Origin of the sequence: Specibacter sp. RAF43 (assembly GCF_052114065.1) — a bacterium.
Classification (GTDB): Bacteria; Actinomycetota; Actinomycetes; order Actinomycetales; family Micrococcaceae; genus Specibacter.
On sequence record NZ_JBFREA010000002.1, the window covers coordinates 154,178 to 162,503 of the forward strand.

Sequence of the window (8,326 nt, forward strand, 5' to 3'; positions counted from 1 at the left end):
CTAAATGACGGGCAATTGAGCGTCCTGTGGTGACAGCCGGGAGAGATAATCGGCGAAACCGCCCCGCACCCGGCCGATTTGGCGCCCCGACGTCCGCACCCTGGACAGGTCCGTGGACCGGACCAGGTAGCCGCGGTTGCGGGCGGCTTGGACGAAGTCCCGGTCTTCGTGGACGGCGGCATCCCGGTAACCGCCGAGGCTGCCATAGACATCGCCCCGAAACCCCAGATTGGCTCCGTGGACGTGGCCATGGCCCTCGGCCAGCTTGTGGGCAAGGTGCCACAGCGAGAGCTGGCGGGCGGTCAGCCCGCCGCCGTGCGGCTCGACTGTTCCCGCGACGACATCCCAGCCTTCGACGGCGAGCCGCCAATGCTGGTGCAGCCAGTCCGTGGGGACGATGGTGTCGGCGTCCGTATTCAAGATCCAGATCCGCTCGGGCGGGCATGCGAGGGCGCCCACGGCGTGCCGGATGCCCTCGTTGCGGGCCGATCCGACCCGGCCGGCGGCCGTGGTGAGCACATGCATTGCCGGAAAGTCGGTGAGCACCTGCCGGGAGTCGTCCGTGGTGCAATCCAGCACTATGGCTGCCAGCACCGGCACCGGACCGCTTTGCCGGTGGAAATGCGCCATTGAAGCGGCCAGGGCGGCCAAGGTTGCCGACAGGAGGGGTTGTTCGTTGCGGGCTGGAATGACCACGGCCATTGCGGCCAGCCGTGGGCGCGCAAGTTCATCGTCGTCGCAATACTCTTGTGAGGGTTCCATGTCCATCCTCCATTCGGGGATTTGTGTTGAGGCTATGCCCGCTGCGGGACGTAGTCCACGGCGGGCCCGAAGCCACAGCTAGCCGGGCTCCGGCTCTTCGGGTGAACCGCTCGGCGGACTGTCATCCTTGGCGAAGAAGGAGATCTTGCCGTTGGGCTCCAGTACGGCCAGATCAATGTCGGAGAAGTTTCGAAAGCCCTGGCCGCGTGCCTCGGCCATCAGGTCGTCCAGGCCCAGCCGTTCACCGTGCATGGCCTTGAGGTCGGGCATTCCGTCGTGCAGGATGATGATCGGGGATCCCTGGACTATTTTTTGAAGTTTCGGCCAGCGCATATTGGCGTAGGAAAGTGCCACGGTGAGCAATGCCATGGTGCCCACCGCCATGACCGCACCGGCCACGGAATGGTCTTCCTGCGTCACTCCCTGCTGAATCAAATCGCCCATGGTGACGAACAGCAGCAGTTCGAAGGAACTGAGTTCGCCAAGGGTTGAGCGGCCAACGGCCCGGGTGATCAGCCACAGAATGATGAACGTGACCGCGGCGCGTATGACGACGTCCATTAGAGCACCAACCAGGTGTTGAGGTGGATTGTGGCGATGCGCCGGCCACCAACGGTCACGAGGAGATCGCCGGTCGCGTCGAAGTCGCTGCCAGGTTCCCATGAACCAACAAGGCTCACCACAAAATCCGGCGTCTGTGGGGCATCGTAGTCCAGCTGCAGGAATCCCGAGCTGAACGTTTCCGCGCCGGGGGACGGTGAGACGTGGTCGACGTTAAAACTTTCGAGATAGGTCTTTTGGACGGAAATGCGCACGGGCGCGGCCAACGGCACGGCGCCGTGCACTCGGACGGTCACCGAGGCCGGCAGCCCCGCCCGGCCGATCACCGGATAGTCAACAGTGACCTCATAGTCCCCAGTCGTTGCCGACGTTGAGGTGTCGGCACCAAAGGCGTGGAACAGCGCTGCGGCAATAAAGACCGTCAATGCGCCGAGCACAACCCGGCGGCCAATTCGTCCGCCGCGTGTCTGCGCACCTGTGCTGACATTGGCCAACGTTGTCCCGGGAACGGCTCCCGGCCCCTTTCCGCCCGCGACCTTCTCTCCCACCCGACTCAACCCTTTCGACTCTGGAGGGCCTCCGCCCGACGCCGGCGCAGCGACAGCCCGGTGACAACCACCGCACCCACGCCCGCCAACCACCACAACGCCTGTTTCTCGGCATTCGCGGAAGGGCCGGCCGCCCCGGCGTCGTGGTTGCCCTGCTCGAGCCGCAACTCCCGGCCCTCGGCCACCAGCACGTCCACCTTGGCCCGTTTCTTGTCGCTGGCGGTGATGTCCTTCGGGGGCAGCTTGAGGATGTCCTCGGACTTCATGCCGGACTGCAACTGCCGGCCACGTTCAAGTTCGGCGTCGACCTCGGCGCCGAACACCAGGGCCATGTTGATGAGCCACAGCCACAGCAGCAAGATGATCATGCCCGCGATGGTGCCGTAGGTTGCCTCGTACTTGGAGAAATTGGCTACATAGATGCCAAACGCGGCCGACGCGAGAACCATCACCACAACGGCGACGGACGCCCCAACGGTGATCCACCGAAATTTCGGCTGCCGAACGTTGGGAGTGAAGTAGTACAAAATCGCGATGAGGAAGATGACCAAGGCGGCCACGACCGGCCACTTGCCGACCTCCCAGATGGAGATGGCGGCGTCGCCCATCCCAAGGGCCGCGCCCACGGCGGCGGTAATGGTTCCCGAGACCACCAGGAACAAGGCAATGACGGCGGCCATGAGAACGGCAACCAGCGTCACCAGCAGCAGGGCGGGGCGCAGCTTCCAGGCCGGACGTCCCTCCTCGGTGCCGTAGATTCGGTTCATGGCCCGGCTAAACGCTCCGACATAGCCCGAGGCCGACCAGAGGGCGGTGACCAAACCAATGGCAAACGTCCATCCGGCCGCCGGCGACGTCGTCAATTGCTGCACCGGACCCCGAATGGTTTCCACAATGGCACCGTCGGTCAATTTACTGACCAGGTCCAGCAGGACCTTGGTGGTCTGTTGTGCCTGGCCGATCAACCCGAGGATGGACACCAGGGCCAATATGGCCGGAAACAAGGACAGCACGCCGAAATACGTCAGGGCCGCCGCCTTGTCCGTGCCGCCGTCGCGGTTGAACTCACTGATGGTCCGCTTGGCGACGTACTTCCAGGAGGTGGCCTTCAGGTCCGTGACCTGACGGACCTTGCGGGGGTCATCCGGGGCCGGGGACCCGCTCTTCTCGCGGGCATCATCGGGGTCGCTGCCCATGGTCGGGTTCCTTTCTCTGGCTGGTAACGGGGAATCTGGAGGATTGGAGGATTTCGGCAATGACGGCGTCCGAGGCCTTCCGGCCCTCGAGTGCGCCCTCCGCAAACGCCGACAGCAGGCGCGGATCGATGTAGGCCCTGCGCGCCACGGCTTCGGTGTTGCCCAACTGCCGGGCCACGGCCCGGACGGCGTTGCGGATGGCGGTTTCGCCGTCGTCGGGCTTGGCCCGGACCAGGACCCCTGCGGCGGTCATGGTTCCCTGCCAGGTCCGGAAATCCTTGGCCGTGAAGCCGTCGCCGGCAAGCGCGCGGATATGGGCGTTGATGGCGGCGGCATCCAGCTCAACCCAGTCCGCGCCGTCCCGGTAGGCCAGCAGGGGCGCACGGGACGGGCGTGCGAGCAAGGGCTCGAGGAACCGGGCCAGGGCCGAATCCTCGATGCTGCGTTCCCACCGCCGGCCGCTCTTGCCCGGAAAGGCAAGCGCGATCGAATCCTGCTTGAGCCGCACGTGGCGGCATTGCAGGGTGGACAGGCCGTAGGAGTGATTCGTTCTGGCATAGTTTTCCGAGCCGATGCGCAGCGCTCCCGCATCGAGCAGTCGCAGGGCCGCGGCCAACGCTCGCGTCCTCGGTCGCGCGGATTCGCGGAACTGCCGGGCCGTCCTGCGGCGGATCACCGGCATCAGGGCACCGAGCCGGGCGGCCCGGCGGAATTTCTCCCGGTCCTGGGCATCGGTCCACGACGGATGATAGATGTATTGGCGTCGGCCGGCGTCGTCCCGGCCCACGGCCTGGATATGTCCGCGCGGGTCCGGGTTGATCCACACCTCCCGCCACGCGGGGGGAATGACGAGATCGGCGATGCGCCCCCGTTCGTCCTCGCCCAGGCGGTGGCCGTCCGGCCCCGAATACGTGAAGCCGGTGCCGGCGCGCCCCCGCCGGATGCCCGGCTCCTCAACGTCACTGCGGTGCAGGCGTGCCATGGTGCCGGCCTCCTGAGGTGGGGTGCTGCGGCTGATGGGTCCCGTCGCTGCCGTGCCGGGTTTCCCGGTCCGGGACCGGTGTGGGCCGGCACCCTCGGTGCCGGCCCACACCCGTTGGGTGTTTCTTCCCGTCTAGGCCGTCGTCCTGTTGCGGCCGGTGATGGCGCCGTAGACGCCGGCGACGACGAGGCCGCCGATGATGGCGAACAGCCAGGACCACAGGCTCCAGAATGACATCTGGCCCTTATTCAGCAGGGCGTCCCCGATCCAGCCGCCGACGATGGCGCCGACGACGCCGAGGATCAGGCTGGTGACCCAGCCACCCCCGACCCGACCGGGCATGACGGCCTTGACGATGGCCCCAACGATGAGGCCCAGAATGATCCATCCGATGATTCCCATTGCTCCTCCTTCAATTGAACAACTTGTAAGAATATTGCATGTGAAGAGGCATTACGGATTATCTTTGTGGTGATTGTTTGAGTGGCTGGCTTGACGCGGCCAGAATGCGCGGGTGACAAGGAAGGTTGCCCGCTCCTTGCTCGGGATTTCGCTCAGCCCGCTGCGGGGATCGAGCATTTCATGGGCGCCATGAAAACGCTGACCACGACATTCCAGGAACCGTGCAAGCAACACGTGAAGTGGTCTTCACAGCCATTAACAACTCCTTTCGATCCGGCAGCCAACCATTGGCGAGCCTGATTCCACGGTAACCACATTCGCGCCCGAGGTCCAGTAAGGAAATATCGTGGTGTGTCCGTGGCACCGCCGGCACGGCAGGACCCGCGCCCGGACACGACCCGACTGCCGGTGGATGCGCGTTCGCCCGGTTTCGCCCTTGCCTCCTGCAGCGTGCGCCTCTAGCGTTGGGGATATTCCCCGCACGGTTGTCGGGCCGTGGGTGGGGGATGAAGCGGAGTGTTCTTCGAGGAACGGGAGTGATGTGATGACGGACTCAAATACCCAACCCGTGGAAATTTCAACGCGGATGCGTCCGGGGGAGTGGACGCCACAATCCCTGAGCGAACTGGTTGGTTCCTACCAAGGCAAGCTGCGCGACATGGGGGCTCCGGAGGCCGAGATTGACACCGAGGTGGTGCAGCCGGATGACGGATCGGTGAGCGTGCGGGTGAGTTGGAAGCACGCCGGCGTCCACACCTACGCCAGCCTGAACCAGGATGTTCCCGCGGAGTCCGCAAACGCGCGCGGCGACGGGGAAGCCATCCCTGTTGGTGAAGTGACCGAGGACTCGAAAGGACTCGGCGCCGTCTTTGGCGATGCGGAGCGGTCCGCGATCGACGCGCCCCCAAGCGGGCGGGCCGTCGCGGCCCGGCAGCACGAGCAGGTTCCCGACGTCACCGTCTACACGGACGATGAGGGACACACCCACGTCGAGAACGGCAGCGCCACCCCGCGGGACTAGCGCTGCGCCGGGCCTGTGTGCTCCCGGCCGATTCCGGGCACCCCGGTTTCCGGGCACAATGGAGGCGTGACTCCTCCCGGCTCCGCCCCCACCCAGGTCTCCCCCTTCAATCTGGGGGTGATCGGCGCCGGGCTGGCCTTCGCACACTCGCTCGGAGACCTGCTGGAGGCGTTGCGTGCGGGGCAGCCGGGCGGCACGGCGGTGGTCCAGGCGCCGCCGGGCACCGGCAAGACCACCCTGGTACCGCCCGCCGTCGCCAACCTCCTGGCGGGCGGCCCGGGCCGCGTTGTGGTGACCCAGCCGCGCCGCGTTGCCGCCCGGTCGGCCGCCCGACGCCTGGCGGCCCTCGACGGCAGCCGGCCCGGCGGCCGGGTCGGCTACACGGTCCGCGGCGAACGCCACGCCGGCCACGAGACCGTCATTGAGTTCGTCACCCCCGGCATCCTGCTGCGCCGCCTGCTCACGGACCCCGGCCTGGAAACCACCGGCGCCGTCATCCTCGACGAGGTGCACGAGCGCGGCCTGGAGACCGACCTCCTGCTGGGTCTGCTCGCCGAGGTCCGCGAACTCCGCGGCGACCTCACCCTGATTGCCATGTCCGCCACCCTCGATGCCCCGCGCTTTGCCGCGCTCCTTGGCGGGCACGACGCCGGGACGCCGGCTCCCGTCGTCGACTGCCCCTCCGCCCTGCACCCCCTGGCGGTGGCGTGGGCGCCGGCCCCGGGGCCGCGCCTTGATGGTCGCGGGGTGAGCCGGGCGTTCCTGGACCACGTCGCGGACACCGCCGCGGCAGCGCATGGGGGCCCCGGGGAGGCCGACTCGCTGGTCTTTTTGCCCGGCGCGTGGGAGGTCGGCCACGTTGCCGCCCGGCTGCGCGCCAGGGTGGACCCGGGTACGGAGGTGCTGGAGCTGCACGGCCAGGTGGCGCCCCGGGAGCAGGACCGGGCCGTGTCCGGCCGGGAACCCGGCGGCCGCCGCCGGATCATCGTCTCCACGTCCCTCGCCGAATCGTCGCTGACGGTGCCCGGGGTCCGGCTGGTCATTGATTCCGGACTATCCCGGGAACCCCGCCGCGACGCCGCGCGCGGCATGACCGGGCTTGTCACCGTCTCCTGCTCCCGCGCCTCCGCCGAGCAACGCGCCGGCCGGGCCGCCCGGCAGGGGCCCGGCCGGGTGGTGCGGTGCTACGATTCGGCGACCTTCGCCGCCTCGCCGGCCCACCAAACACCCGAAATCATGGTCAGCGACCTGACGTCCGCCGCCCTCATCCTGGCCTGCTGGGGCGCGCCCGCCGGCGCGGGGCTGCCGCTTCCCGATGCGCCGCCGCCCGCCGCCATGGACGAGGCCGTGACGGTGTTGGGCGACCTTGGCGCCATTGACGCCGGCGGGCACGCGACGGCGCTTGGCAGGACCCTGGCCCGGATCCCCGCCGACCCGCGCCTGGCCCGCGCACTCCTGGACGGGTCCGACGTCGTGGGCCGGCATACCGCCGCGGAGGCCGTGGCCCTGGTCTCGGGTGAGCTGCGCGCACCGGGCGCCGACCTCACCCGCCTCCTCTCCGGCCTGCGCTCCGGCCGGGAGCCCGGCACCGGGCGCTGGGCCGAGGACGTCCGCCGGATGGAGGGGATCGTGCGCACCGAACGGCCGCGTCGAACGGGCCCGGCGGCCGTCAAGGACGCCGGCGCGCCCAGCCAGGTCTCCCCGCCCGCGCCCCGGGTTAGTGACGCCGAGGCGGTGGGGTACGTCGTCGCGCTGGCCTTCCCGGACCGGGTGGCACGGCACGTTGGCGCAGGCGGGACCTACCTGCTCACCTCCGGCACCCGAGCCGGGCTGCCCGCGGGCAGCCCGCTGTCCGGGCACGAATGGCTGGCCGTGGCCGAGGTGCAGCGCGCGCACGGCCGGGACGCCGCCGGCACCGGCGCCGTCATCCGCGCCGCCGCCCCGCTGTCCGAAGACTCGGCGGCGGCCGCGGCCGGGCCCCTGCGCTCGGACTCGGTGGTGGCAACATTTGCGCGCGGGCGCGTCACGGCGCGGCGGGAGCGCCGGCTGGGCGCGATCATCCTGTCCTCCACACCCGTACGGGCCACCCCGGGGCAGGGGCGGGCCGCCGTCGCCGCGGCCCTGGGCGAGACGGGGCTGGGGATGATCGGTTGGTCGCCGGCCGCCGACGGCCTGCGGCGCCGCCTGGCCCTGCTTCACCGCGCACTCGGGGAGCCCTGGCCGGACGTGTCGGATGCGGCGCTGCTCGCCCGGCTCGATGACTGGCTGGCCCCGGAACTCGAGGCCCTGGCCGGGGGGCGGGCCGCCGCCACGCTTGAGCTCACCGAGCCGTTGCGGCGCCTGCTGCCCTGGCCAGCGGCCGCCCGGCTGGGCGAGCTGGCCCCGGAGCGGCTGCTGGTGCCCAGCGGCTCGCACGTGCGCATCGACTACCCCGACGCGGACGACGGCGGCCGTCCCGTCGTGGCGGTCAAGCTGCAGGAATGCTTCGGCTGGGCCGAAACGCCCAGGCTGGCCGACGGACGGGTGCCCGTGCTGTTCCATCTGCTCTCACCGGCTAGGCGGCCGCTGGCGGTCACGGACGACCTGGCGTCATTCTGGTCCGGGCCGTACGCGCAGGTTCGCGCGGAAATGCGCGGCCGCTACCCCAGGCATCCGTGGCCGGTGGACCCGTGGACGGCCCCGGCGACGGCCAGGGTCACGAAGCGGAGGTGACCGACCGGCGGCCGGTGGGGTGTGTGGGGGTGGTTAGCATTCGACGACGTTGACGGCGAGGCCGCCGAGGCTGGTTTCCTTGTATTTGGTGGACATGTCGCGGCCGGTTTCGCGCATGGTGATGATGACTTCGTCGAGGGAG

9 protein-coding genes are annotated in these 8,326 nt (G+C 69.0%); 2 read left to right on the forward strand and 7 right to left on the reverse strand.

Annotated elements, in window-relative coordinates:
• The 6 genes from AB4Y80_RS02325 to AB4Y80_RS02350 form a co-directional block, all read right to left on the reverse strand.
• Complete coding sequence (locus AB4Y80_RS02325; RefSeq protein ID WP_442211692.1) at positions 1 to 762, reverse strand: glycosyltransferase; 762 nt, start codon at positions 760 to 762, stop codon at positions 1 to 3.
• A gap of 78 nt (positions 763 to 840) precedes the next feature.
• Entirely contained in the window at positions 841 to 1,323 is a 483-nt protein-coding gene (locus AB4Y80_RS02330; protein ID WP_442211693.1) for a DUF421 domain-containing protein, read from the reverse strand.
• Complete coding sequence (locus AB4Y80_RS02335; protein WP_442211694.1) at positions 1,323 to 1,871, reverse strand: hypothetical protein; 549 nt, start codon at positions 1,869 to 1,871, stop codon at positions 1,323 to 1,325. The genes AB4Y80_RS02330 and AB4Y80_RS02335 overlap by 1 nt, the downstream gene beginning before the upstream one ends.
• A 5-nt stretch (positions 1,872 to 1,876) precedes the next feature.
• Positions 1,877 to 3,067: a YihY/virulence factor BrkB family protein gene (locus AB4Y80_RS02340; RefSeq protein ID WP_442211696.1), complete on the reverse strand. Its 1,191-nt coding sequence runs from the start codon at positions 3,065 to 3,067 to the stop codon at positions 1,877 to 1,879.
• On the reverse strand, positions 3,048 to 4,049 hold the full coding sequence (locus AB4Y80_RS02345) for a DNA topoisomerase IB (protein ID WP_442211697.1): 1,002 nt from the start codon (positions 4,047 to 4,049) through the stop codon (positions 3,048 to 3,050). The genes AB4Y80_RS02340 and AB4Y80_RS02345 overlap by 20 nt, the downstream gene beginning before the upstream one ends.
• 132 nt (positions 4,050 to 4,181) lie before the next feature.
• Complete coding sequence (locus AB4Y80_RS02350) at positions 4,182 to 4,451, reverse strand: GlsB/YeaQ/YmgE family stress response membrane protein (protein WP_442211698.1); 270 nt, start codon at positions 4,449 to 4,451, stop codon at positions 4,182 to 4,184.
• 568 nt (positions 4,452 to 5,019) lie between these two features.
• Here AB4Y80_RS02350 and AB4Y80_RS02355 point away from each other — a divergent pair.
• Together AB4Y80_RS02355 and hrpB are read left to right on the forward strand one after the other, a co-directional pair.
• Positions 5,020 to 5,472 (forward strand): hypothetical protein, encoded by a 453-nt coding sequence (locus AB4Y80_RS02355; RefSeq protein WP_442211699.1) that lies wholly within the window; start codon positions 5,020 to 5,022, stop codon positions 5,470 to 5,472.
• A 66-nt stretch (positions 5,473 to 5,538) separates the two neighbouring features.
• The gene (gene hrpB / locus AB4Y80_RS02360; RefSeq protein WP_442211700.1) at positions 5,539 to 8,184 is read left to right on the forward strand and encodes an ATP-dependent helicase HrpB; all 2,646 of its coding nucleotides are present in this window, start codon (positions 5,539 to 5,541) and stop codon (positions 8,182 to 8,184) included.
• A 33-nt stretch (positions 8,185 to 8,217) separates the two neighbouring features.
• Here hrpB and AB4Y80_RS02365 read toward each other — a convergent pair.
• Positions 8,218 to 8,326: L-serine ammonia-lyase, iron-sulfur-dependent, subunit alpha (locus AB4Y80_RS02365; RefSeq protein ID WP_442211709.1), on the reverse strand; the 109-nt coding region annotated here is incomplete at its 5' end.